At 68.2% G+C, this 24971-nt stretch carries 27 protein-coding genes and 1 pseudogene; 12 read left to right on the forward strand and 16 right to left on the reverse strand.

Going from position 1 to position 24971, the window contains the following annotated elements:
• Window positions 1-88 precede the first annotated feature (88 nt).
• A pseudogene (locus BG418_RS39910) lies at window positions 89-223 on the forward strand (N-acetylmuramoyl-L-alanine amidase); the annotation flags it as partial.
• 4 nt (window positions 224-227) lie between these two features.
• On the opposite strand, the gene BG418_RS16570 reads toward BG418_RS39910, so the two are convergent.
• Window positions 228-818, reverse strand: coding sequence for a hypothetical protein (locus BG418_RS16570; RefSeq protein ID WP_188274655.1), 591 nt, complete (start codon window positions 816-818; stop codon window positions 228-230).
• 23 nt (window positions 819-841) lie between these two features.
• Here BG418_RS16570 and BG418_RS16575 point away from each other — a divergent pair, with 23 nt between their 5' ends.
• Together BG418_RS16575 and BG418_RS41205 are read left to right on the forward strand one after the other, a co-directional pair.
• Window positions 842-1108, forward strand: a complete 267-nt coding sequence (locus tag BG418_RS16575; RefSeq protein ID WP_188274656.1) for a hypothetical protein — start codon at window positions 842-844, stop codon at window positions 1106-1108.
• Window positions 1109-1208: 100 nt separating this feature from the next.
• A complete protein-coding gene (locus BG418_RS41205) occupies window positions 1209-1361 on the forward strand; it encodes a hypothetical protein (protein ID WP_398999066.1) in 153 nt (50 codons plus the stop codon).
• A gap of 589 nt (window positions 1362-1950) precedes the next feature.
• Here BG418_RS41205 and BG418_RS16585 read toward each other — a convergent pair.
• Together BG418_RS16585 and BG418_RS16590 are read right to left on the reverse strand one after the other, a co-directional pair.
• The gene (locus BG418_RS16585) at window positions 1951-2274 is read right to left on the reverse strand and encodes a hypothetical protein (protein WP_188274657.1); all 324 of its coding nucleotides are present in this window, start codon (window positions 2272-2274) and stop codon (window positions 1951-1953) included.
• A 199-nt stretch (window positions 2275-2473) separates the two neighbouring features.
• On the reverse strand, window positions 2474-2872 hold the full coding sequence (locus BG418_RS16590) for an ATP-binding protein (protein WP_188274658.1): 399 nt from the start codon (window positions 2870-2872) through the stop codon (window positions 2474-2476).
• A gap of 297 nt (window positions 2873-3169) precedes the next feature.
• On the opposite strand from BG418_RS16590, the gene BG418_RS16595 reads away from it, so the two are divergent.
• From BG418_RS16595 to BG418_RS16620, 6 genes are all read left to right on the forward strand, one after another.
• A complete protein-coding gene (locus BG418_RS16595) occupies window positions 3170-4021 on the forward strand; it encodes a helix-turn-helix transcriptional regulator (protein ID WP_188274659.1) in 852 nt (283 codons plus the stop codon).
• Window positions 4022-4031: 10 nt separating this feature from the next.
• The gene (locus BG418_RS16600) at window positions 4032-4232 is read left to right on the forward strand and encodes a DUF397 domain-containing protein (RefSeq protein ID WP_188274660.1); all 201 of its coding nucleotides are present in this window, start codon (window positions 4032-4034) and stop codon (window positions 4230-4232) included.
• A 778-nt stretch (window positions 4233-5010) separates the two neighbouring features.
• Window positions 5011-5910, forward strand: a complete 900-nt coding sequence (locus BG418_RS16605) for a radical SAM protein (RefSeq protein WP_317453672.1) — start codon at window positions 5011-5013, stop codon at window positions 5908-5910.
• Between the two features lie 68 nt (window positions 5911-5978).
• Window positions 5979-7037 (forward strand): methyltransferase domain-containing protein, encoded by a 1059-nt coding sequence (locus BG418_RS16610; RefSeq protein ID WP_317453673.1) that lies wholly within the window; start codon window positions 5979-5981, stop codon window positions 7035-7037.
• Complete coding sequence (locus tag BG418_RS16615) at window positions 7034-7543, forward strand: DUF6624 domain-containing protein (protein WP_188274663.1); 510 nt, start codon at window positions 7034-7036, stop codon at window positions 7541-7543. Before BG418_RS16610 ends, BG418_RS16615 begins: the two co-directional genes overlap by 4 nt.
• Window positions 7544-8086: 543 nt before the next feature.
• Window positions 8087-8650, forward strand: a complete 564-nt coding sequence (locus BG418_RS16620; RefSeq protein WP_188274664.1) for a hypothetical protein — start codon at window positions 8087-8089, stop codon at window positions 8648-8650.
• A 138-nt stretch (window positions 8651-8788) separates the two neighbouring features.
• Here BG418_RS16620 and BG418_RS16625 read toward each other — a convergent pair whose 3' ends face one another.
• Window positions 8789-9694 (reverse strand): helix-turn-helix domain-containing protein, encoded by a 906-nt coding sequence (locus BG418_RS16625; protein WP_188274665.1) that lies wholly within the window; start codon window positions 9692-9694, stop codon window positions 8789-8791.
• Window positions 9695-9820: 126 nt separating this feature from the next.
• Between BG418_RS16625 and BG418_RS16630 the strand changes: the two genes are divergently transcribed.
• On the forward strand, window positions 9821-10513 hold the full coding sequence (locus BG418_RS16630) for an HAD family hydrolase (RefSeq protein WP_188274666.1): 693 nt from the start codon (window positions 9821-9823) through the stop codon (window positions 10511-10513).
• 84 nt (window positions 10514-10597) lie between these two features.
• On the opposite strand, the gene BG418_RS16635 is transcribed toward BG418_RS16630, so the two are convergent.
• From BG418_RS16635 to BG418_RS16660, 6 genes are all read right to left on the reverse strand, one after another.
• A complete protein-coding gene (locus BG418_RS16635; RefSeq protein WP_188274798.1) occupies window positions 10598-11182 on the reverse strand; it encodes a DinB family protein in 585 nt (194 codons plus the stop codon).
• Between the two features lie 186 nt (window positions 11183-11368).
• Window positions 11369-11932 (reverse strand): hypothetical protein, encoded by a 564-nt coding sequence (locus tag BG418_RS16640; RefSeq protein ID WP_188274667.1) that lies wholly within the window; start codon window positions 11930-11932, stop codon window positions 11369-11371.
• Between the two features lie 147 nt (window positions 11933-12079).
• Window positions 12080-13003, reverse strand: a complete 924-nt coding sequence (locus BG418_RS16645) for a carbohydrate ABC transporter permease (protein ID WP_188274668.1) — start codon at window positions 13001-13003, stop codon at window positions 12080-12082.
• Window positions 13000-13914, reverse strand: coding sequence for a carbohydrate ABC transporter permease (locus BG418_RS16650; RefSeq protein WP_188274669.1), 915 nt, complete (start codon window positions 13912-13914; stop codon window positions 13000-13002). The genes BG418_RS16645 and BG418_RS16650 overlap by 4 nt, the downstream gene beginning before the upstream one ends.
• A 53-nt stretch (window positions 13915-13967) precedes the next feature.
• Window positions 13968-15260, reverse strand: a complete 1293-nt coding sequence (locus BG418_RS16655) for an ABC transporter substrate-binding protein (RefSeq protein WP_188274670.1) — start codon at window positions 15258-15260, stop codon at window positions 13968-13970.
• Between the two features lie 284 nt (window positions 15261-15544).
• Complete coding sequence (locus tag BG418_RS16660) at window positions 15545-16507, reverse strand: ROK family protein (protein WP_188274671.1); 963 nt, start codon at window positions 16505-16507, stop codon at window positions 15545-15547.
• 183 nt (window positions 16508-16690) lie between these two features.
• Between BG418_RS16660 and BG418_RS16665 the strand changes: the two genes are divergently transcribed.
• The gene (locus BG418_RS16665; protein WP_188274672.1) at window positions 16691-17731 is read left to right on the forward strand and encodes a LacI family DNA-binding transcriptional regulator; all 1041 of its coding nucleotides are present in this window, start codon (window positions 16691-16693) and stop codon (window positions 17729-17731) included.
• Window positions 17732-17847: 116 nt separating this feature from the next.
• On the opposite strand, the gene BG418_RS16670 is transcribed toward BG418_RS16665, so the two are convergent.
• The 6 genes from BG418_RS16670 to BG418_RS16695 all read right to left on the reverse strand — a co-directional run bounded on the left by BG418_RS16670 (window position 17848) and on the right by BG418_RS16695 (window position 24028).
• Window positions 17848-19386 carry a serine/threonine-protein kinase gene (locus BG418_RS16670; RefSeq protein WP_188274673.1) on the reverse strand — a complete coding sequence of 513 codons (1539 nt, stop codon included), beginning with the start codon at window positions 19384-19386 and terminating at the stop codon, window positions 17848-17850.
• Between the two features lie 68 nt (window positions 19387-19454).
• Window positions 19455-20753 (reverse strand): DUF6986 family protein, encoded by a 1299-nt coding sequence (locus tag BG418_RS16675; protein ID WP_188274674.1) that lies wholly within the window; start codon window positions 20751-20753, stop codon window positions 19455-19457.
• A 158-nt stretch (window positions 20754-20911) separates the two neighbouring features.
• Window positions 20912-21874 (reverse strand): electron transfer flavoprotein subunit alpha/FixB family protein, encoded by a 963-nt coding sequence (locus BG418_RS16680; RefSeq protein ID WP_188274675.1) that lies wholly within the window; start codon window positions 21872-21874, stop codon window positions 20912-20914.
• Window positions 21875-21942: 68 nt separating this feature from the next.
• Window positions 21943-22728, reverse strand: a complete 786-nt coding sequence (locus BG418_RS16685; protein ID WP_188274676.1) for an electron transfer flavoprotein subunit beta/FixA family protein — start codon at window positions 22726-22728, stop codon at window positions 21943-21945.
• A 238-nt stretch (window positions 22729-22966) separates the two neighbouring features.
• A complete protein-coding gene (locus BG418_RS16690) occupies window positions 22967-23476 on the reverse strand; it encodes a flavin reductase family protein (protein ID WP_188274677.1) in 510 nt (169 codons plus the stop codon).
• Between the two features lie 207 nt (window positions 23477-23683).
• Window positions 23684-24028 (reverse strand): TlpA family protein disulfide reductase, encoded by a 345-nt coding sequence (locus tag BG418_RS16695; protein ID WP_398999157.1) that lies wholly within the window; start codon window positions 24026-24028, stop codon window positions 23684-23686.
• A gap of 208 nt (window positions 24029-24236) precedes the next feature.
• Here BG418_RS16695 and BG418_RS16700 point away from each other — a divergent pair, with 208 nt between their 5' ends.
• Window positions 24237-24968 carry a 1-acyl-sn-glycerol-3-phosphate acyltransferase gene (locus BG418_RS16700; protein ID WP_188274678.1) on the forward strand — a complete coding sequence of 244 codons (732 nt, stop codon included), beginning with the start codon at window positions 24237-24239 and terminating at the stop codon, window positions 24966-24968.
• Window positions 24969-24971: the final 3 nt, after the last annotated feature.

Genomic DNA, 24971 nt, shown 5'->3' on the forward strand with positions numbered 1-24971 from the left:
GCGGTCCGCGTCCTCGGTGCCGCCGAGGTCACGCAGGCGGTCGCGGACACCGGTGACCTCCGCGGCGTCGGCGCCGGAGCCGTACCACCCGTCACCGAACCGGAGCCAGGCGGACCGCAGGAGCTACGCGAAGTGACAGAGGCGCCTCGGCTACACCGGCAGCGACACAGACGGATGGCCGGGCCGCACGTCCTGGGACGCGCTCAGAGTCCCCCGATCATGAACGCTCACTCGGAGAGCTCGATCCGCCAGGGCCGCGGCCACTCTCCAGAAGGAGGGGGTGCGCCAGCGATCCCAAGGTCGCGCCGCGAGGACACGTAGAAGGCGTCACGTGCCGCACTGGCCAACTGGTGGGCCTTCGTCCACTTGTCGGCGTCGGACTCAACCGTTCCCTCTCGTACGAGCAGCTCGATCATCCATATCGTTTCGTGCCACCGCCGCGCCGCCGCGATCGTCTCCGCATCCCCGACAAGCAGCACCGATTCCCACTCCTCCGCGCGACGGGACTCGGCCTCGGCGAGCAACGGCAGCCATTCAGCCGGGTCCGCCGGGTCGGCAACGTCATTGAATCCCTTGGCTGCGCCTATGCGCTGGGCGATGCGGAGTTGGGCCTTCAGGGCATTGGCGTAGCGACCGTACGTCTCAAAGCGCCGTTCGTCCCACCGCTCTTCCCTCTGCCGCTTCCACTTGCGGCGTTCCGTCAGGTTTTGCGTTGCGTACGAGGCCGTCGAGCCCACCACAACACCGATCAGCGCCGGAAGTTGATCAAGAAGCACTGTCACCCCCTCAGCCCTTCCCAGATCACCTGCGCCTGCCATCCACAGACTGAAAGCCCATACCCATGAATCCGAGTCAGTCCACCCGCCGCACCATCCGCACCCTCTTTCAGACAGCCCTCTCCCTTGCGGCCGCCCTCCCTCTGATCATCGACGCATCCGGCATCCCGCAGACCACGGCCGGTGTCGCCGTCGCGCTCGCCATAGCCGACGGCCTCACTCTCATAATGGCCCTGCCGGTCGTCGAGAACCTGCTGCCCGGATGGTTGTCTACCGCCCCGGACGCCGACGACGAGTTGCTCGCCCTCGACCGAGATCGGGGTGCCAAGTGACCGAACCGGACCCGTCCGACGTCGCCCTCGAACTGGAACGGCTCCGGGGGGGGTCGTCAAGGCGGGATTCGCGCGCCTCGACGGGCAGCTCGCCCTCGTCGTGCAGCGAGGCGACCAAGCCGACCGGCAGCTCGCCGACCACGAACAGCGCCTCGACACCCTCGAACGCGGCCGGTGGCCGCTGCCCAGCGTCCTCGCCCTAGTCGCCGTCTTCGGTCTCGTGCTCACCACGTGGCAGTTCGCCACGCAATAACTCACCTTTGCCGTAGGCTAGTTGAGGCACTGCAAGAGAGGCGCAAGCGAGATCGGGTCCGACGCCCCGATTAGGTAACGCTCACCGTCACCGAATCGCCGCAGCCTACGACCGGTACGCAGGTGAATGCCGAGTAGCCCTGGCAAGGCACCTCTTGAGACTCACGCGTCGGCAGAGCCTCAGCTAGACCACACGCCATGGTGGTGGTCGGGCTGAGGTCTGCGCACCCAAGGTCCGATCACCGGAGAGGGATCGGACCTTTGCAAACACCTAGCCGAGACAAGGCTCTGTACGTAGCGCTGTGCTTTCTTCTCTCGATCACCGCCGCACTGGTGGCAGGAATCATCACCTTAGGTACGGGGGGCTCTGGCGCCGAGGCGACCGGGAACGCCGGAACGACCTTGGGTGCCGCGCTTGTCATCTGCCTGTCAGCCCTCAGCCTGCTTCTATAACGCAGCATGCCCCCGCCGCCGCCCTCGGGCTGGCGACGGGGGCGCCTTTGTTTTGTCGCGTCCAGACACGGGAGGACCCTCCGCAACCAGCAACGCCCAGGGTCCTCTCGTAGGGGACAGTCACCGTGCGGGTGCACCTATGCGGCCACGGGCACGGGCGCTATGTCCCCCTCCTTTTCGCGGTCCGCCCCAGCGCGGGGAGACGGGTCGGGGCGGCTGCCGCGGCCTTGGGGAGGCTGGTCGAGCTTCGCGTGCCGACGCCGCTTACGGTCCGACTCGGCGCAGAAGGTGACACGCACGGGCTGCGCCCAGCAGTAGCAGGTGTACGAGTAGCCGTTCCGGTCCGTCCGCGGCGCGACATACGCGCGGCAGGGCGACGGCATCGACCAGTAGATCGCCAGCAGCGCCAGCAGTCCAAGGGCGACCGCGATGACGATTACACCCCAGAATGCGCGCTCCATGCCGGGGCTCACTCTGCTGCCTCTGCGACACCGTCACGCGCCGACACGAACAAGCCCAGTTGATCGCCGAGTTGGCAAGTGACGTCGTGAGCGAGCTCTCGCGAGAGCTCGACGATCACCTCTGTACCGAGGGCAAACCACACAGGACCCGGCTTATTCTCGGGCCCAAACGCCATCACGTGCACGATCTTGGGTTTGATCACGAGGCACCCCGCCCACCCTCGACCATGGAGAACCACACCGACTTGGACGTCGGGAGCAGTCCCCCGTACTGCGCGGTTCCCCAGCGGTCCGCAAGGCTGTCCACGATGAACAGGCCGTACCCGCCCTCTCCGTCGCTGATCTCACGCGGCATCGGCAGACCACGCGGCAAGTCGTCGTGTACGTACACGCTCACCTCTCGCTTGCCGACCGTCACGTCGACGTACACGAGCTTTGCTCGGGTGTGCCGGTAGACGTTGGTGACCACCTCGCTCGTACAGAGCCGAGCAGCCTCGGCGAGCTGCTTGTGCCCCGAGCTACGGCACAGCGCTGCGACCAGATCACGCATGCCGCCGGCGGCTTCCTCGCGGTTCGCTGTGGTCAGGCGGAAGGTCATGGTGGATGTGGAAACGGGTGGTGCGGGAGGCACTAAGCCTGCGGTCGTCATGTCGTCGTCTCCCAACGCGTGTGTGCTCGCGCTGCTCGCCATGCGTGGCAATGGCCGCACGATGCGCATGCCTCAACTGGCTTACGCGCGGCTGCACTTCGGGCTAACTGGCGTGCGACGCGGTGCTGCTTGGAAGGTAGGGCACAACATTGTGACGGCGCAACAGTGGTACGGCCGTCGCACCCCCAAGGGTGGACTCATGGCACAGCGGGCGGCACACTCGTACAGGCAGTTGAGGGAGGGTTCATGCCGCCACGGAGTTACCCATCCGCCAGACAAAGGCGGTTGGGCACTGAACTACGCAGGATGCGAGAGCGGGCCGGCATGTCCGGCTCTGAAGCGGCAGCAATCTTGGGTGGCGAGCGCGCCCAAATCAGCCATATCGAGTCCGGCCGGTACGGCGTGAGCAGCGAACGCGTACGACGTCTCGCCGTGCACTACTCAGCAACAGACAAGTACCTCGTTGATGCGCTCGCGAAGATGGCTGACGAACGCTTCAAAGGCTGGTGGGAGGACTACCGCGGAGCGCTGACGCCCGGCAACCTGGACGTGGCCGAGCTGGAGTTTCACGCAACCAAGCTTCGGGGCATCTACATGTTGCACGCGCCTGGCGTCCTTCAAACACAGTCGTACGCCCGTGGGTTGATTCAGAGCAGTGTCGCCGCCACGCTTCCGTCCGGAGAGCTGAACTTGCGCGTTGAGCACCGTATGCGGAGGCGCGCAATCTTTGATCGGCCCAGCCCAACCCCCTTTGAAGCCTTCATCCATGAGGCAGCACTGCGCATGAGGTACTGCGATGCCGACACGATGCGAGAACAGCTTGAGTTCCTGAGCGAAGCCTCGCAGTGGCCGTCCGTCACAATCCGAGTGATTCCGTTTGACGCTCAAATCACGGGCTCAGTGCACTCGATGCAGTACGCAGCCGCAGAAATCCCGACACTCGACACAGTCCAGATCGACAGTGCTTTCGATGGCGGCTTTCTGAACGCAGAGGCTCAGCTCACAACTTACCGAGAATTGCTCTCCTCTATCGAGTCGATCTCACTCGGGGCGGAAGAGTCATGCAAATACATTCAACGCATCGCACAGGAAATGTGAGTTAATCGGCATGACTGACGGAATTCAGTGGCAGAAGTCCTCTTTCTCGGGAGCTGACAACAATCAGAGCTGCGTCGAGCTTGCCCCTGTCGACGGAGAGATCAAGATTCGCGAGAGCGACGATCCCGACGTGATCGTTACGACGAGCGTCGCGAAGCTTCGTGCTCTCGTTCTGGGAATCAAGGCCGGGGAGTTCGACCACCTGATCTAGTGAACGGATAGCGTGCGCGTCCCCCATCTATGCAGGTGGGGGACGCTTGGCATATGCCAGTACAACTTTGGGACGGCGCACCATTGCGACGCGCGTCGCAACAGCGCTGCGCCGCCTGTACGGGTTGAACTCCAGGCAGGGCCGTGCCCGGTGGTGGTGCAACTCTCTTGCACTGCAACCTTGTTCAAGAGACCCCCGAGCGGTTGCCCTGCCCCTGTCCCCTGTCGGAGGCGGGGCAACCATGCCTCTGCGAGGGAGGGCAGACGCATGCTCGTTGGGCAGGCCGACATGAGTCGTGGCGTAGCAATGTTGCCGTCTAGACCGGTCCTCATAGAGGCCGACGTCGAGCATGGATATTGGTACGAGGTTCTGCTCTACCGCTCTGCCGCCGACAAGTCACCCCGCCTAGTCCGAAGTGCCGTGCTGGAGACGATCTCCCGAGCCGTGCAGGCACTGCGTATCGACCTGCGTGCCAGCCATGTCTTCGCCGTGACTTCTCAGGAATCACGCAGGGCCGTTCAATGGGTCAATGAGGGGTTCACGGCCGCTCGAAGGACCCTCGAACTCGGCAAGCCGCTCGGGTTCGCCCTCCGCCTACACACGGGCCGGATCACCGCATGGTCCGTTCGCCCAGCCCAGTTCCTATGCCTCACACCGTTCGACTGGTGCAACCGATCGAGCGAACACACGTGTGCAACACGCCCCTTGGGGCGCTAGCCCTCTCTCGAAGCCTTTGTGTCACGGCACCGCGACCGCTCCCGTTCACAGGAGGCACACCGTGCAGAGCACCGCAAGCAAAGCGATCACCACCGTCCGCAGTATCGAGCTTGAGGTGACCGGGAAGTGCCAAGCCCAGTGCGAGCATTGCCTCGCCGACTCAGGCCCGACCGGCACTGACGGAACCATGACCCTCCCTGACTGGCTCCGCATCATCGACGACGCCCCCGAAATCGGCGTCAAAACGGTTCAGTTGATCGGCGGCGACCCCACCCTCTACCGCGGCTCCCCCGAACTCATCCGGCGCGCCCTGGGTCGCGGGCTCGACGTCGAGGTGTTCACGAACCTGATCGCCGTACCGCGCCGTCTCTGGGACGCGCTAGCACTCCCCGGGGTCGGCATCGGTACGTCGTACTACAGCGATCAGCCCGAGCAGCACGACCGGATCACCCGCACGCGCAACAGCCACAAGCGCACCCGCGCGAACATCATCGAAGCCCTTCAGCGTTCCATCCCGGTCCGAGCCGGCATCGTCGAGTGCTTCGAGGGCCAACGGGTCCGGGAAGCCGAAGCCGACCTGCGCGCCCTCGGGGTCGAGCAGATCACTGTCGACCGCATGCGCCCCGTCGGCCGAGGCGCCCGTGGCACGACACCCGACCTCTCAGACCTCTGCGGACGCTTTACCCGGGGCCGCGCCGCCGTACTCCCCAATGGGGATGTGGCGGGATGCGTGCTGTCGCGGTTCATGCCCGCCGGGAATGTTCACGAGCAGTCTCTCGCCGACATCCTGAGCGGCGCAGAATGGGCGAGCATCGCCGCTCGCGTCCCGGGCCTGTCCGCCGGAGCCTGTCCGCCCGATGACAGCGGCGACTGTAGCCCCGCCAACACCGAGGCATGCCCTCCCGCATTCGACAGCGTCGCCGAACTGCCGATCATCCACATTCCAGGAGTCGCCCGGTGAACTGGGAAGAACGTGCACACGCCCTCGCTGCCACCGTTACCCCCCGCGCCTCCCGATGGGGAGCAGCCGTGGCCGCAACCCCCCGACACCTGTTCGTGCCGAACTGGTGGACGCGCAACGGGCGCGCGTGGGCATTGCGTCAGGGTGCGACGGACGAGCAGGTGTGGCTCGACGCTGCGTACGCCGACCGGTCCCTGATCACCCGGGTTGGTCCCCTTCACGCCGACGACGCCAAGCCTGGCGACTCCCCCATGGGTCGCCCGACCATCTCGGCCACGCTTCCAAGCCTCGTCGTCCGCATGTACCGGTACGGACAGATCGGCGACCGCGACGATGTTCTCGACCTCGGTCTCGGCACCGGCTACGGAACCTGCGTCGCCGCCCACCGGCTCAGCGACCAGCAGGTAACCGCCGTCGACGTCGACCCCCTCGCCTGCATCACCGGCCGCGAGCGTCTCGCCGAGGCAGGTCGCCGCCCCACCGTCGTGTGCGCCGACGCCACCGAAGAACTCCCTGGAACGTTTGATGTCATCGTTGCCACCGTGGGGCTTCGCCGCGTGTACCCCAGCATTCTCGATGCCCTCAACCCCGGCGGACGGCTCGTGACCACCATCGCGGGAACCACCCTGATCATCACCGTCGAGAAAGCCGAGGACGGCACCGCGACCGGGCAAGTCCTGTGGGACCGGGCCGGCTTCATGCCCACGCGCTCCAGCCTCGACTATCCGCCCGGCGCCGACGACCTGCTCGACGCAGCCGTTATGGCCACAAGCGAGCACCCCAGGGTCAGCCCTTATCCCGTCGTGGACGTCGCCAACGCATGGGACCTGTCGTCCATGCTGGACCTCACCGCGCCCGACATCGCCCACCACTATGAGGAGCGGGGCGACGGAACACGGGTCGCCGTCATGGCCCATTCCGACGGTTCATGGGCCCGCGCCACAGGAAGGCCCAACGAACGCGCAGCCGTCGACCAGGGCGGCCCCCGCCGTCTGTGGGACATCCTCGACGAACTGCGTACCCACTGGCTCACCGAAGGCGAGCTACCCGCACGCGGTGCTCAGGTCTTCGTCAAGGCCGACGGAACCACGATCCTCGCCCGCGGCAACTGGCACGTGAAGCTGTGACCCCACAACGCCCCGACCTCGCCGACGAGCTCTTACGCCGCAGGGCAGCCGACCAGCACGCCAGGGGCGTACGTGAACACGGGATGGTTGCCGCCGACCTCGACGCCATGCGGGCAGTGGACAGCGACAACGTCACGGCGCTCAAACGGATCACTGCCGAACACGGCTGGCCCGGCCGAACCCTCGTCGGCCAGCAAGCCATGGACGCCGCATGGCTGCTCGCCCAGCACGCCGACGCCGACCCAGACTTCCAGCAGGAAGCCCTCTTACTGCTCCGCGAGGCCGTCGCCGCCGGCGAGGCCGAGCCGCGCCACCTCGCCTACCTGACCGACCGATGCCTCGTCCACGAGGGTGAACCACAGCTCTACGGCACCCAGTACGTCAAGGACGAACAGGGGCTACGCCCCTACACCATCAGAGAGCCGAACGGCCTTGACTCACGGCGGGCCGAGATCGGGCTCGGCCCGTTCGCCGAATACGACGCGCAAATGCGCGAGCACTACTGACTCGCCCGACGCTCCACCCGTCGGCGTCCGCCAACGGCCCGGCGGGCGGAACTCCCACGCTACGTCAGGCAGCTTCACCCTTTACGCCCACGAACCCGAGGGCAGCGCCCACGCATGGCACTTCCCCACCGGCCGCCGCTGGAACCTCTAGCACTTCTAAAGACTCTCCGTTCGCTGGCCTTCCCCCGACCCGTCATAGGGTCGGGGGGACCGCCGGATGGGACCTGCTCGAATACGAGCACCTCGTCGGCCGGCACGCCGACTAGTCCCCCGGCTCCCCCGACCTACCGCTGCTCGCCGACGCCCTGGCCAAGCTCCAGAACACGCCACGCCCTGACCTCGACGACCTGATCGACTGGGCATGGCCCACCCGGGGCGCAGCTTGGATCGACCCCGCAGTGCTCATGCTGCGACTTATGGAAGCCGGCCACACAGCCACCAGCCGGACTCAGCCAAACCCGACCTCCCAACACACGGTGTCAGCAGCTCAGAACTCCCTCAATTTCAGTTTGCGCAGCTTCCTTCAGGCACAGAACGCCAACCATGACAGGGCTGGACTGGGGAACCGTCCCAGCATGGGCAAGCGCGTTCCTCACAAGCGGATCACTGCTCCTCGGCTTCTACATCCTGCTGCGCGACCGCAGGAAGGAAGAACGACAGGAAGCACTCAAAGTCGTCTGCTGGTCGGAGTACGGCTACCTAGGCACGCCCGACCAAGACATGCACATGGTGCACATGCTGAACACCTCGTCCCGACCGGTCTACAACGCCTCAGTGCTCGTCGACTTGAGGCTCGACGCCTTCGACGGGTTCGAAGGGTTCGGGCTCGCCAACATCATCCAGTCGACCGAAGAGGCGACCACTCAGATCCCCAGACGCATGAACGATCGCAAGATCTTTCCAGCTGCTGTCAGCTTCACCGATGGCGACGGCATCAACTGGGTACGGGAACTCGGCTCGCGACGCCTCTACCGCAACCCACACTCCGGCCGCCGCTACCTCGCCAGGCTCCGCTGGCGAGTTCAAAGTGCCAAGCACTACGGCTGGCGAAAGCTGTTTGCCCGTAGAGGGCCTACACGACCGCTACGGCGCAGGCTGCTGCGCTAGCAGCAGGCACCGATGTCCTTCGCCCTCAGCCCTCTTCATCAAGCCCGGAAGCGGTGACGTGCCTACGGAGTGAAGGTACTCACTCCGTAGGCTGGACATCCACGCTGACCAGCCCGGTCACCTGAACCGGTCGAATGATCACGAACGAGGGGCTACCTTGGTGGGCCCGAACACGGTCCACTGCACATTGCCGTCGCCCGCAGTACTACCGAGGGGTACGGCGTGTCGTTGGAGGTGTTCGCGAGCCTGCCACCAGTGCCGCTGCCGCGCGTCGGCGACGACTGCAACAAGGTGGAGGGCACCCTGCATGGCCGCGCTCTCCCGGCCGGCAGGCTCTCGCTGAAGCTGGTCCACGGCCTGAAGGGCGACTTCGGTGGCCTCCTGGACGGCGCCGTCACGCGGGTCGGAGAGCAGTACTTGGGCCAAGTTCCAGGAGGCGGCGGCGATACGTACCGGGTCGTCGGCGTTTTCCGCCGCCCGCATGGCACGGTCGGCGGCCATAAGGGACAGGTCGAGCCGGCCGGTGCGTCTACAGTACGAGCGCAGCAGTCCGTACAGGTCGGCTGTGGTGCGCAGGACATCGCGCCGGGTGGTGGGGTCGTGGCGGTGGCTGCGGATGGCGTGTTCGATGTCGTCGATGAGTGCGGGAAGCGTTTGGGCAGCGTCGGTGAACCGCTGCTCGGAACACTGCCAGCTGGTCCACGCCTGCTCAACACGGTCGCGCAGTACAGGGGCCGTCGCCGGAGTCACGTCAGCGGGTGACCGATAACCCATGAGGGCGCGGGCGACTCCGGGGTTGATCGTGAGGGGAGCTGCGGATTCGGGAGGGGCGCTTTCGGCAAGGAGGACAGCGACGGGAACGCCGAGTTCGGCGGCGAGCCGGACGAGCACGTCGTGGGAGGGGATCCGTTTCCCGTTTTCGATCAGGGAGAGGTAGCGAACGCTGATGCCGCACAGTCCCGCCACGGCGGCTTGGCTGCGGTTACCGTTCTTGTGGCGGTAGTGGGCGATCCGCCCGCCGATGAGCAGTCTCGGCGCGTCCATGCTGGTCTCCCGTGCTGGGTGCGTGGCCTCAGCGAAGGGCGGTCGCAGGACTTGGGCGCGCCGTGTGCCCGTTCTAGTGGAGTCTCATCACCCAATGGAATGGGTCCAGTTGGGGAGGGCCGGGGCATGGTGCTGGTGTTGTGGGACATCGACCACACGCTGATCGCGACACGTGGAGTGGGCCGGACGCTGTCGGCGGCGGCGTTCGCGGAGGCGACCGGGGTGGTGATGCGGGAGCAGGCGGCGATCGACGGGATCACCGAGAGGGTGATTTTCCGGGAGACCGCCAAGCTCCACGGACTGACCACCGGCGACGGCGACTTCGAGCGGTTCGCCGAAGCACTTGCCGACCAGCACGTGAAACGCTCCGCCGAGCTGCGCGAGCGCGGGCACGCGCTGCCGGGGGCTGCGGCCGCGCTCGACGCGCTGGCCGGGGCGACACAGACGGTGGTGACGGGCAACGTCCGCCGCGCCGCCGAGGTCAAGTTGGCGGTGTTCGGGCTGGACCAGCACATCCGATGGGAGCTGGGCGCCTACGGCGAGGAAGCCGAGGACCGCGCCGACCTGGTGCTGCTGGCTCTGGAACGGGCCGAGGTACAGGCTGCCGACGCGGTCCTCATCGGCGACACGCCTGCCGACGTGGCCGGGGCTCACGCACACGGTGTACTGGCCGTGGCCGTCGCGACCGGCCGGAGCAGTGAGCAGGAACTGCGCGAGGCCGGGGCGGACTTGGTCCTGCCCGACCTCCGCGACACCGAGGCGGTGGTGGCCGCAGTGCGGGGCCGGGCCGGTAATTTCACCTGGGGCTCGGGTGGGTGAATTGGGGCCCGCCGGGGACCACGGCGGCGCCGACCCACTCACGGGCGGCATCATGCCGAACATCAAGTCACGCGGCGCAGCCTTCTACGCCTCGACCGATGCGGCTGATCTGGCAGCCTGTTCGATCCTCGCGCAGTAGGCGGCGCGGGCTTCCTCGTCGATCTGCGTCTCATGTTCGGGACGCATCCCGGTTCGGCCGTCGACGCCTTCGCGCAGGATGTCGGCGTGCCCGGCATGCCGGTTGGTCTCGCTGAGGACGTGGACCATGACGGCGAACAGGTTCGTGTTGGTATGAGGCTCCGGCCACCACGGCACGTGGCCGGGGGCGTCGAGGGGAAGCGCGTTGATCGTCGCGTCCGAGTGCTGCCACGTGCGCCGGTAGGACTCGATGATCTGATCGCGGGTCTCGTCCTCGGTCGCCCACAGATCGCTGCCTTCGTGGTCCTGCCACCGGGGCAACGGTTCCGGGGAAGGGCGGTCGAAGACCTCGCCGAAATACCTGGCCTCAACGCTGGCCACGTGTTTGACCAGGCCGAGGAGGTTGGTCCCGGTCGCCGTCAAAGGCCGGCGGGCGTCGTATTCGGACAGGCCGTCGAGCTTCCAGAGCAGCGCCTTGCGGTCCCGCCGCAGTCTCCCGTGCAGGTTGTCCTTCGCGAATTCATCGATCATGCGGCACCAGCCTGCCATGGGCTGCTCGTGGTCTCAAGATCCCTTACGCGGTCCGCAACGACGGTCAGAAGCGACTGGCAGAGCCGAGGCCCGGCCATGGCCACCGCGCGCTGAGCAGCTACAAGAAGCTCGCGGAACCTGCCACGAGACAGCCTCTTACGCCGCCGCGCGGCCGCGCCGCCGAGGTCAGGCGCCCACGAGGATTCCGGAGATTTCCTCCTGGATTCGCTTCAGCTTCTCATACGTGGCAATCACGTCCAGCTCGAATTCACGGGGCCAGTTCGTCCTCGAATGCCAACGATAGGGGACCCCCTCCTCTTTCCAGCGCAAATGACTTACGCGCCAGGAGCTATGGTGGTCGATGAAGGCGATGTACGAGGCAGGCATTCGCGGCGCATCAATCAGATGTGCTTTGGTCGACAACAACACCTGAATGGCCGAGTTTCTGGGCATCAGGTCATTGTCCACCCAGAAGAGCCAGGTGTTCAGGTCTTCGGAGCTTATTGATCCGTTCGCGAAGAATATATTGCGACCGACCGTCTCACTGAAGTCCTTGAAGGATGCCGTCCCCTCGTGCAGCAGAAAGAACAGCGGCCCGTACAGCTCTTCAAGTTGTCTCTCGACATGGGACAACCTCGCCCGGTGCTTGTTCCTGTTGCGCTCGGATCGCTCGGACAGAATGTGATTGACCAGCCATCCAACGGCCGCAGCAACCGCCGCGATAGTGGCAGCCGTGACCGTGCTGTCCATGTTCTTCCCCCTCCGCCCCAGTTGGCTTCTTGCCATCACATCATGGCGACGCGAAGCAACTCCCTTGGAGGAGTGGCGCGTTCTCACCTTATGCTGTCCTGCCCGTGCCAGTTGCCGGGCCGCTTCGAACGGCAGGGTACCGAAGCCCTACCCCTTGCTGGACCCCAAAGTAAGCCCCGCGATGAAATGCCGCTGCAGCAGCAGGAACACCACCAGCGTCGGCAGGGCCACGATCACCGACCCCGCCGCCAGCAGGTTGTAGTCCGTGAAGAACTGGCCCCGCAGGTTGTTCAGGGCCGAGGTGATGGGGAGTTTGTCGCCGTCCGACATGAAGACCAGGGCCCACAGGAAGTCGTTGTACATCCAGGTGAACTGGAGCGTGGCCAGGGCCGCCAGGGCCGGGCGGCACAGGGGCAGGGTGATGCGCCAGTACTGGGTCCAGACGCCCGCGCCGTCGACGATCGCCGCCTCCAGGATCTCCTGTGGCAGCGTGCGCATGAAATTGGCCAGGACGAAGACGCAGAAGCCGATCTGGAAGCCGATGTGGACGACGATGACGGCCCAGTACGAGTCGAACATCGTCATCGAGTCGGACATCCAGTACGGCAGCGGGATGCGGTTGAACAGTACGTACAGCGGGGTCACGATGACCTGTTGGGGCAGCAGGTTGCCCGCCGTGAACAGCATCAGGAGCACGATGCCGCCGCGCAGCTTCAGGCGGGAGACCGCGAACGCCACGAACGACGCCAGGAACAGTGTCACCAGCACGCCCGGCACCGCGATGATCAGCGTGTTGACGAAGTACTTCGTCATGCCGGAGTCGCTGAAAGCCTGTTTGTAGTAGTCGAACGACAGGTGTTTCGGGAACGAGAAGTAGCCGTTCTTCGACGTCTCCTCGTACGGGCGCAGCGACGCGTAGACCGCCAGCAGCAGCGGGGCCAGGAACGCCAGCGAGACCGTCATCAGGAAGGCGTGCACGCCCAGGCGGCCGGGGCGCACCCGGCGGCGCCGGGCCTGGGGCGGCGCCGGCGGGGCGGTGGCGGGGGCCACCGGTGCGGTGTCCACGGTCATCTGCTCTTCTCCCCTCGGATCTCCTGGACCAGGTACGTCACGACGAACCCGAGGGAGACGGTCAGCAGCACGACGGCGATGGCGGAGCCGAAGCCGATGCGGCTGGCCTCGCCGATGATGTTGTCGGTGACGAGCACGGAGAGCACTTCGAGGCCGTTGCGGCCGTGGTTGACCGCGTACACGATGTCGAAGGCGCGCAGCGACTCGATGACGGTGATCACGCCCACGATCACGTTGACCGGGCGCAGGGTGGGCAGCACGACCCGGAAGAACGTCTGGGTCTCGCTGGCGCCGTCGATCGCCGCTGCTTCTTTGAGAGTCGGGTCCACGGCCTTCAGGCCCGCCAAGTAGAGGATCATGACGTAGCCCGTGTGCCGCCAGGCCGCCGCCAGCAGGATCATCCAGATGTTGAGGTGCGGGTCGCCCAGCCAGTCGGTCGGGTTCTGCTTGTCGCCGATCATCGCGTTCAACGCGCCCTGGTCGCGCGAGAAGACGAGTTGCGCGATGAAGCCGACGACGGCGAGCGACAGTACGACCGGCATGTAGAGCGTCGACTGGTAGAAGCGGCTGAAGCGGACGCCCCGGTCGATCAGTACGGCGAGCAGCAGCCCGAACGGGACGGCGACCAGGCCGAGGAAGGCCAGCCACATCAGGTTGTGGCGGACCGCCGGCCAGAACGGCGGGTAGTTGGTGAAGATGTTGGTGTAGTTCTGCGTGCCGACCCATTTGATGTCGCCGATCCCGTCCCAACTCGTGAAGGACAGGACGACGGACGCGAGGGTCGGGCCCCACACGATGGCGAGGTCGAGCAGGACGGGTATGCCGAGCAGCACACCGAGGACGGCGAGGTCGCGGGCGGTGAACCGCCGCGGCCCTCGTCGTCCGGCGCGCCGTGCGGAGATGAGCGACACGGCTGAGTACTCCAAGTCCGGGCGGATGTGGGCCAGTTGACGGGCGCCCGACGTCAGTCCGCGGCGAAGATCGTCTTCCGCTGCCGCTCGATGTCGTTGACCAGCCCGTCCACGTCGTTCGGGTTGCCGATGAACCGCTGGAGTGCCGGGATCATCACGGTCGAGGAGAAGTCCGGTCGGGTGTCGCGGTCCATGAACTGCGAGATCTGCTTGGCGCCGGAGATCAGCTGGACGGACTTCTTCTGGAGCGCGCTGTACTTGGTGGTGTCCGCCGCGCTGTTGACCGCGATGTTGTTGGGGTCACTGGCGAGGTAGGTCTCCTCGGCCTTCGGGGTGGCGAGCCACTTCAGGAGGTCCTTGGCGCTCTCCATGCTCTTGGCGTTCTTGAGGTTCTTCGCGTTCTTGGCGAGCAGGAACCCGTCGATGGGCGCCTCGACCGCGTCCTGGCCGTGCTCCGGGTTGATGACGGGGAACGGGAAGAAGTCGACGTCGTCCTGCTCGGACACCGGGAACTGCTGCCCCACGTGCGGCAGTCCGAAGACCGCCATGCCCGTCTCCTTCTTCTGCAGGCTCTGCGCGGCCTCCTGCCAGGTGCGGCCGTTGGCGCCCTTCTGGCAGTACGGAAGGATTCTGCGCCAGGTGTCGAAGACGTCCTTGACCCGCTTGTCCGTCCACGACTCCTTGCCCGCCATCAGGTCGCGGTGGAAGTCGTAACCGTTGCTGCGCATGTTGATGTAGTCGAACGTGCCCATGACGGGCCAGCCGTCCTTGTCGCTGAACGCGAGCGGTACGAGCTTGTCCTTCTGCATCTGCCTGGCGAGCGCGACGTAGTCGTCGAGCGTCTTGGGCGCCTGGTAGCCGTGCTGCTGGAAGACGCTTTTGCGGTGGAACACCGCCCATGGGTAGTAGTAGTACGGCGTGAGGTACTGCTTGCCGTCCTCGCCCGTCGACTGCGCCTTCAGCGCCGGCGAGAAGCCCTGGAAGCCCTGCCACAGGTCGCTGATGTCGTGCAGCAGCCCCTTCTTGGCGAAGAACTGCATACGGTTCCCGGCGAACCACATGAAGACCTCGTCGGGCTTGCCCTGGAGATAGCGGTTGATGTTCTCCTGGAAGGTGTTGTGGTCCACGGTGTTGACCTTCACCGTGCGGCCTTCCTTGGACTGCTGCTCGTACGCCTTGAAAGCGTCCGCGAAGGCCTTCTTCGGCACCGCGTCCGACGAGTTGGAGCCCATCCGGATCGTCTTGCTGTCACCGCCGGGTCCGCTGGAGCAGGCGGCGAGCAGCGAGGGGAGCGTGACCGCCCCGGCGCCGATCGCCGCACCGCGCAGGAGACTTCGCCGTGACATCCGATGTCCCGCGACGCTCCCGGGCACAGCAGGACCTCTGAACGATGACTGCGCCATGTCCCCCTCCTTGGGGTGCAACCCAACACAACCGAACGCGTGGCTTGGATCACACCCCCAAGTGAGGGCGCCGTCAAGGGTTTTGACGCGACACCGGGTAACCGTTACCAGTTCTATTCCAACAGACTCCAACAAGCTCTACCGCAAACGCGCGTGGCCGATGAGCGCACCGCGAAGTGCGCCTCATCGGCTCAACTGCCGTGAATCCGGCGGAAGGTGATGAGACATCACCTTCCCGCCCGCACCGCCCGGCGAGCAGTCGTCGGAGCGCTGACGGCCGCGGCGGCCGCGCCCACCAGACCCGCGTCCGTACCCATCAGCGCGGGGGCGACCTTGAGGCCCTGGACGAAGGAGAGCGTGGCGTAGTCGTGCAGGGCGCGGCGCAGCGGGGCGAAGAGGATGTCGCCCGCGCCCGCCACTCCGCCGCCGATCACCGCGATCTCGATCTCCGTCAGGGTCGCGGTCGCCGCGATGCCCGCGGCCAGCGCCTGGGCGGCCCGCTCGAACGAGGCGAGCGCGACCGGATGCCCGGCGCGCGCGGCCTCGGCCACGGCGGCGGCCGAGGCGTCGCCGTCGGGACCCGGGGTCCAGCCGCCCGCCAGCGCGCGGCGGGCGATGTTGGGGCCGCTGGCGATCCGCTCCACACAGCCGCGCGCCCCGCACGGACACGCGTCCCCGTCCAGGTCGACGCTGATGTGGCCGATGTGGCCCGCGTTGCCGGTGGGACCGGGGTGCAGTCGGCCGTTGAGGACGAGGCCGCCGCCCACGCCCGTGGAGACGACCATGCACAGCGCGTTGTCGTAGCCGCGGGCCGCGCCCAGCCAGTGCTCGGCCGCGGTCATCGCGACCCCGTCGCCGACCAGCTCGACGGGGAGCCCACCGGTCGCCGCCCGTACCCGCTCTACCAGCGGAAAGCCGCGCCAGCCGGGGATGTTGACCGGGCTGACGGTCCCGTTGGAGGCGTCGACCGGGCCCGCGCTGCCGATGCCGACGGCGGTCACCCGCGCCCACAGCGCGGATCCGGCCAGCTCGGTAAGCACCTCGTCGACGGCACGCGCCACCGTCTCGCCGTCCTCCTGCGCGGGGGTCGGTCGCTGCGTCCGTACGAGCAGCCGGCCACCGGCGTCCACCAGCGCTCCGGCGATCTTGGTTCCGCCGATGTCGAGCGCGGCGACGAGGTCGGTGTGCATCGGTGTCGGATCTCCTGGTGGGCGTGGGTGCGAAGCTAGTCGGATCAACAGTCTCCATTCACCTGACAACGTTGTCCAGGGCCTATGCTCGACGCCACACGGCGATCCCCCGCGATCCGCTCGCCACACCACCCGTAACCCCCCGCACCCCTCGATCCTCCCGACGACGACAGGACACCGCACGTGGCCGAGACCGCCCGCCACCATGAGCCCCGTTACGGCATCCGGCCCACCATGAAGGATGTCGCCTCGCGCGCCGGTGTGGGGCTGAAAACGGTATCCCGGGTCGTGAACGGCGAGGCCGGGGTCACCCCGGACACCGAGCGGCGCGTCCAGGAGGCGATCGAGGCGCTGGGGTTCCGCCGCAACGACAGCGCGCGCGTGCTGCGCAAGGGCCGCACCGCGTCCATCGGGCTCGTCCTCGAAGACCTCGCCGACCCGTTCTACGGGCCGCTCAGCCGCGCGATCGAGGAGGTCGCCCGGGCGCACGGGGCGCTGCTGATCAACGGCTCCAGCGCCGAGGACGCCGACCGCGAGCAGGAGCTGGTGCTCGCCTTCTGCGCCCGCCGCGTCGACGGGCTCATCGTCATTCCGGCCGGCGGCGACCACCGCTATCTGGAGCCCGAGATAAAGGCCGGGGTCGCGACGGTCTTCGTCGACCGTCCGGCCGGGCAGATCGACGCGGACGCGGTGCTCTCCGACAGCTTCGGGGGCGCGCGCGAGGGCGTCGCGCATCTGGTCGCGCACGGCCACCGGCGGATCGGCTTCATCGGCGACCAGCCGCGCATCCACACCGCGACCGAGCGGCTGCGGGGGTACCGGGCGGCGATGGAGGAGGCCGGGCTCGCCGTCGACGACGCGTGGGTCGCGCTCGGCTCGACCGATCCCGAGCGGGTGCGGTCGGCCGTCGAGGCGATGCTCAGCGGGCCGTCGCCGGTCACCGCGATCTTCGCGGGGAACAACCGGGTGACGGTGACGGTGGTACGTGCGCTGGCCGGGCGCTCGCGGCCGGTCGCCTTCGTCGGGTTCGACGACATCGAGCTCGCCGATCTGCTCGGGATCACCGTGATCTCGCAGGATGCGGCGGCGCTCGGGCGCGTTGCGGCGGAGCGGTTGTTTCGGCGGCTCGACGGGGTCGATGAGGCGCCTGCTCGGGTGGTCGTGCCTACCGCGCTCATCGCGCGGGGGTCCGGGGAGATTGCGCCCCCGGGCGACGATCTCTGAGTGCGGGGCGCTCCGCGGGGTGCTGGTCATTCGGCTGCGGACCGTGGGGGCTGGTCGCGCAGTTCCCCGCGCCCCTAAAAGCGGCACCTCCACGTCAGCAAAAGCGGCACCTCGCGTCAGCAGATCTTCAAGCCCGGCACCGGGTGGTTGTTGGTGCCGCCCTTCAGGTAGACCACGCTGACGTACACGTTGTTGTTGCCGTTGTCGTCGTCCGTCTTCGCCCAGTACGTGTTGGTCCACTTGCCGTATGTCTCGCGGCGGCCCAGGTCGGTCTGGCAGAAGAAGTAGTTGGTGCCCGCGCGCAGCGTACCCGCCGTGCCGCCGTCGTGGCGGTAGGTCTTCGCGGTGCGCCACACCTGGCAGTTGTACCTGCCGCCGCCGATGGGCTCGCATGCGGAGGTGGGGCTGCCCGACGGCTTCTTGCTCGGTTCCGCGGTGCTTTTCTTGTGCTCTTTCTTGCCGGAAGGCCGGGTGCTGGTCGCGGTGGACGGGTGAGCGCCGCCGTCCCAGGCGCGGCCCGTGCCGTCGTCGGCGGTCGATCCCGGGACCGGGCTGCTCGCCGAGCCGACGGCCTGCTGGTGGGCGCCCTTGTCGTCGCCCGTGCCGACCATCGCGTACGTCACCCCGGCGCCCGCGAGCACGACGGCCGCCGCGCCCGCCGCCACCATCGCCCGTGCGCGTCCCCGCTTGGGGGACTGCGTGGGCTGCGGGGCGACCACCGGGCCGAAGCCCTCGGGGCGGTGCGGCAGTACGTCTCGTACGGTCGCCTCGCGCGGCGGTATGGCGGGCCCGCCCAGCGGCTGCGTCGCGGCCGGGGCGTGGCCCTCGGCCACCGCCGACAGGAGACGCGCGGCCGTCTCCGCGTCGGGGCGCTGGGCCGGGTCCTTGTGCATGAGCTGGCGCAGTACGGGTGCGAGGGGCCCCGCCCGGACCGGCTCGGGCAGCGGCTCGACCACGATGGCGTTCAGCGTCGACCAGGTGGAGGTGCGGCGGAACGGCGAGGAGCCCTCCACCGCCGCGTACAGCGTGGCGCCGAGCGCCCACACGTCCGAGGCGGGGCCCGGCTCCTGGCCCTTGGCCCGCTCGGGCGCCAAGTAGTCGAGGGAGCCGACCAGTTCACCGCTGCGGGTCAGATGGGTGGCGGAGCCGTCGCCGGGGTCGTCCATGGCGGCGATGCCGAAGTCGGTGAGCACCACCCGGCCCGCGCGCTCCAACAGGATGTTGCCGGGCTTCACATCGCGGTGCAGCACGCCCACGCGGTGCGCGGCGGCCAGCGCTTCGAGGACGCGGGCACCGATGGCGGCCGCCTCGCGCGCGTCCAGCGTGCCGCGCTCGCCCAGTACGCCGTCGAGCGAGGGGCCCTCGACGAGCTCCATCACGATGACCGGGCGGCCGTCGTGCTCGGTCACGTCATGGACGGCGATCACCGAGGGATGCCGCACGCGCGCGGCCGCGCGTGCCTCGCGCTGCATGCGCAGCCGCAGGTCGCCGAGCTCCGGCCCCGAGGTGTCGGTGTACGTCCGCAGTTCCTTGACCGCGACCTCGCGGCCCAGCACCTCGTCGACGGCGCGCCAGACGACGCCCATGCCGCCCCGGCCCAGCTGTTCGACGAGCCGGTAGCGGCCCGCCAGCCGGTTGTTCTCCCCCGATGACACCGCTGCCCCGTTCCCTGTGACGGTTGTGGTCGCGTACAGAGTACGGGGCGGCGGTGACAGCGCCCGGGCTACGGGGTGGTGACGGTGAGGGCCGCGCGGCGCGGGGAGGCGAAGCCGTCGAGGTCGGCGCGGGTGAGGCCGGTGAGGCGGGCGACCTCCTCGTTGTCGAGGGCGCCGCAGTCCAGGCCGCGCAGCAGGAAGCCGCTGAGCGCCTTGGCGGTCGCGGGCTCGTCCATGACGTCGCCGCCCGCCTTCGCCACATACGCGGCGAGCCGCGCCGCGGCCTGCTCCAGGCCCTCGCGGTAGAACGCGTAGACGGCCGCGTAACGGGTCGGCAGATGGCCCGGGTGCATGTCCCAGCCCTGGTAGTACGCACGGGCCAGGGCGCGCCGGGTGAGGCCGTAGTGGAGCCGCCAGGCCTCGTGGACGTGCGCGGTGGAGCCGATGGGCAGGACGTTGGTGGAGCCGTCCGAGACCCGTACGCCGGTGCCCGCCGCCGCGACCTGCATCACGGCCTTGGCGTGGTCGGCGGCCGGGTGGTCGCTGGCCTGGTAGGCGGCGGAGACGCCCACGCACGCGCTGTAGTCGAAGGTGCCGTAGTGCAGCCCGGTGGCGCGGCCCCGGGCGGCGTCGATCATCCTGGCCACGGCGGCCGTGCCGTCGGCGGCCAGGATCGACTGGCTGGTCTCGATCTGGATCTCGAAGCCGAGGCGCCCGGCGGGCAGGTCGTGGGCCTTCTCGAAGGCCTCCAGGAGCCGTACGAAGGCGGAGACCTGCTCGGGGTAGGTCACCTTCGGCAGGGTCAGGACGAGCCCGTCGGGCAGGCCGCCGTGCTCCATGAGGCCGGTGAGGAAGACGTCCGTGGTGCGGATGCCCCGGTCGCGTACCGCCGCTTCCATGCACTTCATGCGGATGCCCATGTACGGGGCCGCCGTGCCGTTCTCGTACGCCTCGTGGATCAGGCGGGCCGCGCGGGCGGCGGCCGCGTCCTCCTCGGCGTCGGGGCGCGGGCCGTAGCCGTCCTCGAAGTCGACGCGCAGGTCCTCGACGGGCTCGCGCTCCAGCTTGGCGCGCACCCGGTCGTAGACGGGGGCGGCGAGCTCGTCGGCGATGCCGAGCACCTTGGCGAAGGAGGCGGCGTCCGGGGCGTGCTCGTCCAGGGCGGCCAGCGCCTGGTCGCCCCAGGAGCGGATGGTGGCGGCGTCGAAGACGTCACCCGGTACGTAGACGGTGTGCACGGGCTGGCGGGTGCCGGGGTCTCCCGGGTAGCGGCGGGCGAGCTCCTCGTCCACGGCCACCAGCGAGGCGCTGATCTCCTCGCTGACGCCGCCGGCGAGGCTCGTCGCCACCTTCTCCTGCTGACCCATCCTGCACCCTCCGCGTTCAGGTTTCCACGTGGCGGAATCAATGCTCCGCATAGCAGAATTTAGTTACGGGGTACCTCTGCCGTCAATGGTTGCCCAAAACGGCCGGGGGCCGCGCGGTGAAGATCACCACGCGGCCCCCGGTCGAGCGAACAGGCAGGTCAGCCCTTGCGCGCCTGGACCTCTTCGGTCAGCTGCGGGACGACGTCGAACAGGTCGCCGACCACGCCGTAGTCGACCAGGTCGAAGATCGGGGCCTCGGAGTCCTTGTTGATGGCCACGATGGTCTTCGAGGTCTGCATGCCCGCGCGGTGCTGGATCGCGCCGGAGATGCCGGACGCGATGTACAGCTGCGGCGAGACCGACTTGCCGGTCTGGCCGACCTGGTTGGAGTGCGGGTACCAGCCGGCGTCGACGGCGGCGCGGGAGGCGCCGACGGCGGCACCGAGCGAGTCGGCCAGCGCCTCGATGATCGCGAAGTTCTCGGCGCCGTTGACGCCGCGGCCGCCGGAGACCACGATCGCGGCCTCGGTCAGCTCGGGGCGGCCGGTCGACTCGCGCGGGGTGCGGGAGACGACCTTGGTGCCGGTGGCCTGCGCGGAGAAGGTGACCGACAGGGCCTCGACGGCGCCCGCGGCCGGAGCGGCCTCCACGGCGGCCGAGTTCGGCTTGACCGTGATGACCGGGGTGCCCTTGGAGACACGGGACTTGGTGGTGAAGGAGGCGGCGAACGCGGACTGCGTCGCGACCGGGCCCTCGTCACCGGCCTCCAGGTCGACGGCGTCGGTGATGATGCCGGAGCCGATGCGCAGCGCCAGGCGGGCCGCGATCTCCTTGCCCTCGGCGGAGGACGGGACGAGCACGGCGGCCGGGGAAACGGCCTCGTACGCGGCCTGGAGCGCGTCGACCTTGGGGACGACGAGGTACTCGGCGAACTCGGGGGCGTCGACGGTCAGGACGCGGGTGGCGCCGTGCTCGGCGAGCGCGGGCGCGGTGGCCTCGGCGCCGGCACCGAGGGCGACGGCGACGGGCTCGCCGATGCGGCGGGCGAGCGTCAGCAGCTCCAGGGTGGGCTTGCGGACGGCGCCGTCCACGTGGTCGACGTAGACGAGAACTTCAGCCATGGGACTCAATCTCCTGCGAAGTACGAAGAATCGGGGGGCAGTTGGGCGCTACGAGCTGTCGACGAGCCTTAGATGAACTTCTGGCTCGCGAGGAACTCGGCCAGCTGCTTGCCGCCCTCGCCCTCGTCCTTGACGATCGTGCCGGCGGTACGGGCCGGACGCTCGGCGGCCGAGTCGACCAGGGTCCAGGAGCCCTCAAGACCGACCTCGTCGGCCTCGATCTCCAGGTCCTCCAGGTCCAGCGACTCCACCGGCTTCTTCTTGGCGGCCATGATGCCCTTGAAGGACGGGTAGCGGGCCTCGCCCGACTGGTCCGTCACGGAGACGACGGCCGGCAGGGACGCCTCCAGCTGCTCCGACGCGGAGTCGCCGTCACGGCGGCCCTTGACGGTGCCGTCCTCGACCGAGACCTCGGAGAGCAGCGTGACCTGCGGAACGTTCAGACGCTCGGCGAGGAGGGCCGGCAGCACGCCCATGGTGCCGTCGGTCGACGCCATGCCGCAGACGACCAGGTCGTAACCGGTCTTCTCGATGGCCTTGGCGAGCACCAGCGAGGTGCCGATGACGTCGGTGCCGTGCAGGTCGTCGTCCTCGACGTGGACGGCCTTGTCGGCGCCCATGGAAAGCGCCTTGCGCAGCGCGTCCTTGGCGTCCTCGGGGCCGACGGTCAGCACGGTGATCTCCGCGTCGTCCGCCTCGTCGGCGATCTGCAGTGCCTGCTCGACCGCGTACTCGTCGAGCTCCGAAAGGAGGCCGTCGACGTCGTCGCGGTCGACGGTCAGGTCATCGGCGAAGTGCCGGTCGCCGGTGGCGTCGGGCACGTACTTCACACAGACAACGATCCTCAAGCTCACGCCGGCTCTCCTACTGCATCGTCATTTCTGGGCTGCCTTGTTGCACGCAGCATAGGCGCCTGATGGGGCGGTTTCCGGTCGGGGCGACCGACGCTCCGAACGAAATATTACTCGCCAGTACACCCACTGTGTTCCCAGTAAGCAAGCGCTTTGAACTGTGACGTTGCCAACGCTGAGTAACCGGCGAGTACGGAGACTTTTCGGCCCTCGCGGACGTTGAGGCGGTCCCCGGGCGGGGTCAGTCCCGCAGCCCGTTGAAGCGGCCCTGGTGGTAGAGGAGCGGGCGGCCGGCGCCCGCGGGCTCGCCGACGACCGCCTGGCCGACCACGATGCGGTGGTCCCCGGCCGGGATGCGGGCCACCACCCGGCACACCAGCCACGCCAGCACCCCGTCGAGCACGGGCACGCCCTCGGGGCCCGGTTGCCAGCGGGTGGGAGCGCCGAAGCGGTCGGCGCCGCTGCGCGCGAAGGTCGCCGCCAGCTCTTCCTGGTGCTCGCCGAGTATGTGGACGCCGATGTGCTCGGCCTCGGCGACCACGGGCCAGCTGGAGGAGCCGGTGCCGATGCCGAAGGAGAGCAACGGGGGCTCGGCGGCGACCGAGTTGAGGGAGGTGGCGGTGAAGCCGACGGGCCGGCCGTCACGCTGCGCGGTGATCACCGCGACGCCGGCGGCGTGCTGGCGGAAGACCGCGCGGAAGAGCTGGGGTGAGGCGAGGCGTCCCGTGCCGAGCTCGGGCGAAGCCGTCATGGAGTTGTCCTTCTGCGGTCGGTGCGAGGGGGCCGGGAGATGCTCAGCGGCCCGTACAGCGCGCACTTGCGGTGCGGGCGAGGTCCGCATGGACGCGCCCATAGAGAAGGATTCGGATCGGCACATCGTCAGACTGACGATTGCGGACGGGCTCAGTCAAGTGCGTTCTACGATGTGGGAGATCCGTCACGGGACGCTCCACGCAGCTCACACCGCCTCTCCCAGCGCGGCGATCACATCGGCCCGGCGCGGCTGTCCGGACGCCCGGCGCACGATCCTGCCCTCGCGATCGAGGACCAGGACGGTGGGCGTAGCCCGGATGTCGAGGGCCCGTACGAGCGCGAGACGGTCCTCGGCGTCGATCTCCACATGCTCGACCCCGTCCACCATGGCGGCAACTTCCGCCAGAGTGCGCCGAGTTGCCCGGCAGGGCTGGCAGAACGCCGTGGAGAACTGGACCAGGGTGGCCCGCTCGCCCAGCTCCCGGCCCAACTCCCCCGCTCCGAGCCTCGGCTCGTCCTCGCGCACCACGACCCCTCCCCTTACTCCGATGTCCGGCCTGTACAGCGCCCAGGACCGGCCGGAAGATTCCCGCACGGCCCCGACCTGGGCGTACGTGATGAGAATCTCCCTCGCACAAGGCCCCAGGACTGGCCAGCACGGCGCGTATCGGGCACGATCTGCCCAATGCCGAAAACCTACGGCTGCGTAACTTCCACCGGGAGGAACCCTCCCCCGGGATCAGAAGGGCCTCCCCCAGATGGCAGAACTCGTGTATCGGCCGGTCGTCGGCGCCGCCCTGACCCTGTTCAAGGCGCTCGACCTGAAGATCGACACGCAGGGTTCGGAGAACATCCCCCGCACGGGCGGGGCGGTGCTCGTCAGCAACCACATCAGCTATCTGGACTTCATCTTCACCGGGCTCGCCGCGCTGCCGCAGAAGCGCCTGGTGCGCTTCATGGCCAAGGAGTCGGTCTTCCGGCACAAGATCTCGGGCCCGCTGATGCGGGGCATGAAGCACATCCCGGTGGACCGCAAGCAGGGCGAGTCCGCGTACGCGCACGCCTTGGCGTCGCTGCGCTCCGGTGAGATCGTCGGCGTCTTCCCCGAGGCGACCATCTCGCAGTCGTTCACGCTGAAGAGCTTCAAGTCGGGTGCGGCCCGGCTCGCCCAGGAGGCGGGCGTCCCGCTGATCCCGATGGCGCTGTGGGGCACCCAGCGGGTGTGGACCAAGGGCCGCCCGCGCAACTTCAAGCGCAGCCACATCCCCGTCACCATCCGGGTCGGCGAGCCGGTGGAGGCCCCCGCCGACCAGTACGCGGGCGCCATCACCCGGCGGCTGCGCGAGCGGTGCCAGGAGCTCCTGGAAGCCGCCCAGCGCGCCTATCCCGTACGCCCGAAGGACGCCGCCGACACCTGGTGGATCCCGGCGCACCTCGGCGGCACCGCGCCCACGCCCGAAGAGGTACGCGAGCGCGAAGCCAGCCGCTGAATC

It is taken from the genome of Streptomyces sp. CBMA152 (assembly GCF_014596475.1).
GTDB lineage: Bacteria > Actinomycetota > Actinomycetes > Streptomycetales > Streptomycetaceae > Streptomyces.

Bases quoted from the DNA above. Each gene is read 5' to 3' on its own strand.
- BG418_RS16570 (WP_188274655.1), bottom strand. From the start codon at position 818: ATGGCAGGCGCAGGTGATCTGGGAAGGGCTGAGGGGGTGACAGTGCTT.
- BG418_RS16575 (WP_188274656.1), top strand. From the start codon at position 842: ATGAATCCGAGTCAGTCCACCCGCCGCACCATCCGCACCCTCTTTCAG.
- BG418_RS16585 (WP_188274657.1), bottom strand. From the start codon at position 2,274: ATGGAGCGCGCATTCTGGGGTGTAATCGTCATCGCGGTCGCCCTTGGA.
- BG418_RS16590 (WP_188274658.1), bottom strand. From the start codon at position 2,872: ATGACCTTCCGCCTGACCACAGCGAACCGCGAGGAAGCCGCCGGCGGC.
- BG418_RS16595 (WP_188274659.1), top strand. From the start codon at position 3,170: ATGCCGCCACGGAGTTACCCATCCGCCAGACAAAGGCGGTTGGGCACT.
- BG418_RS16600 (WP_188274660.1), top strand. From the start codon at position 4,032: ATGACTGACGGAATTCAGTGGCAGAAGTCCTCTTTCTCGGGAGCTGAC.
- BG418_RS16620 (WP_188274664.1), top strand. From the start codon at position 8,087: ATGACAGGGCTGGACTGGGGAACCGTCCCAGCATGGGCAAGCGCGTTC.
- BG418_RS16625 (WP_188274665.1), bottom strand. From the start codon at position 9,694: ATGGACGCGCCGAGACTGCTCATCGGCGGGCGGATCGCCCACTACCGC.
- BG418_RS16630 (WP_188274666.1), top strand. From the start codon at position 9,821: ATGGTGCTGGTGTTGTGGGACATCGACCACACGCTGATCGCGACACGT.
- BG418_RS16635 (WP_188274798.1), bottom strand. From the start codon at position 11,182: ATGATCGATGAATTCGCGAAGGACAACCTGCACGGGAGACTGCGGCGG.
- BG418_RS16640 (WP_188274667.1), bottom strand. From the start codon at position 11,932: ATGGACAGCACGGTCACGGCTGCCACTATCGCGGCGGTTGCTGCGGCC.
- BG418_RS16645 (WP_188274668.1), bottom strand. From the start codon at position 13,003: ATGACCGTGGACACCGCACCGGTGGCCCCCGCCACCGCCCCGCCGGCG.
- BG418_RS16655 (WP_188274670.1), bottom strand. From the start codon at position 15,260: ATGTCACGGCGAAGTCTCCTGCGCGGTGCGGCGATCGGCGCCGGGGCG.
- BG418_RS16660 (WP_188274671.1), bottom strand. From the start codon at position 16,507: ATGCACACCGACCTCGTCGCCGCGCTCGACATCGGCGGAACCAAGATC.
- BG418_RS16675 (WP_188274674.1), bottom strand. From the start codon at position 20,753: ATGGGTCAGCAGGAGAAGGTGGCGACGAGCCTCGCCGGCGGCGTCAGC.
- BG418_RS16680 (WP_188274675.1), bottom strand. From the start codon at position 21,874: ATGGCTGAAGTTCTCGTCTACGTCGACCACGTGGACGGCGCCGTCCGC.
- BG418_RS16690 (WP_188274677.1), bottom strand. From the start codon at position 23,476: ATGACGGCTTCGCCCGAGCTCGGCACGGGACGCCTCGCCTCACCCCAG.
- BG418_RS16700 (WP_188274678.1), top strand. From the start codon at position 24,237: ATGGCAGAACTCGTGTATCGGCCGGTCGTCGGCGCCGCCCTGACCCTG.